Annotated in this window: 1 protein-coding gene and 2 tRNA genes; all 3 read right to left on the bottom strand. The window is 39.9% G+C overall.

From position 1 onward, the window contains the following. Positions 1 to 439: 439 nt before the first annotated feature. A tRNA-Lys gene (locus A3735_RS06800) sits at positions 440 to 515 on the bottom strand. A 123-nt stretch (positions 516 to 638) separates the two neighbouring features. Further along, positions 639 to 714 (bottom strand) — tRNA-Lys (locus tag A3735_RS06795). A gap of 114 nt (positions 715 to 828) precedes the next feature. Then, positions 829 to 1,023: tetratricopeptide repeat protein (locus A3735_RS06790; protein WP_156499473.1), on the bottom strand; the 195-nt coding region annotated here is incomplete at its 5' end.

The following is a 1,023-nucleotide window of genomic DNA, read 5'->3' as shown; positions in this document are numbered from 1 at the left end:
AATGCCTGTACAATAGGATCTGTATAGTAATGCGCAACGATAACGGCGTTCTTTTCTTTAAGTAGCGATTTAATCTTCTCTTTGTAATCTGCAACCTTGGCCTGATCTAATTCTCTAGCCGAGAGATGCTCATGCGCTAAATGCTCTTGAACCAAAACGCGATCTTCAATACTTGCCATGTCGTTCCTATCTAAAGATATATCTAAAGTTCGAATCTATTTTTCTTACTAACTAGAAGCCACTCAAACACACAATACACTAATGTGAAGCTGCACCTAAAATTTGGGTGCCATAGTATAATCCTTGTGACAGTAAAATCTATAATTGATTGAGTACCAACGCAAGCAGATCGAAGCAGCGAGCGCAGACTAACAAATGACTATATGTTAAAACTAATGAATTAGCTGGAAATATTGGGACAGCGGACTTTCGAAGGGAATGGTGGGTCGTGCAGGATTCGAACCTGCGACCAATTGGTTAAAAGCCAACTGCTCTACCAACTGAGCTAACGACCCGCTGGAATCTTGTGAACTAGCGATGCTAGTAACATCAAGTTTAGACAATGTTTTTCAACATTTTATGCTCATCGATCGGCTCTGTTGCCACCAACTTCTCTACATTAGAACAGCGGAGAAAAATGGTGGGTCGTGCAGGATTCGAACCTGCGACCAATTGGTTAAAAGCCAACTGCTCTACCAACTGAGCTAACGACCCGATGAGGCGCATATAGTAATGATTTTTAAGAAAATAACAAGCGCAATTTCAAAAAAATTACATTAGTTTTACAGTTTTATAAAATTATACGAAAAATCTATAAAATTCAGTCGCTTAGCGATTGATCTTATAACTTTTTGCTAGTTTGGCAGCGGTACTATCAGGAAATTGCTTTTGAACCTCACTTAAGTATCTTTGAGACTCAGTCGGGTTCTGTAAGCGATCATATGCCACACCAAGCTTAAATAGAGAGTCAGCAACCTTACTGTGACCAGGGTATGCCTGCACAACGATAGAGAAAGCTTGTCT

The sequence above is a fragment of the Oleiphilus sp. HI0061 genome (assembly GCF_001635675.1).
The sequence above is the reverse complement of the archived record's forward strand: the minus strand, read 5'-3'. Positions and strand labels throughout refer to the sequence as shown.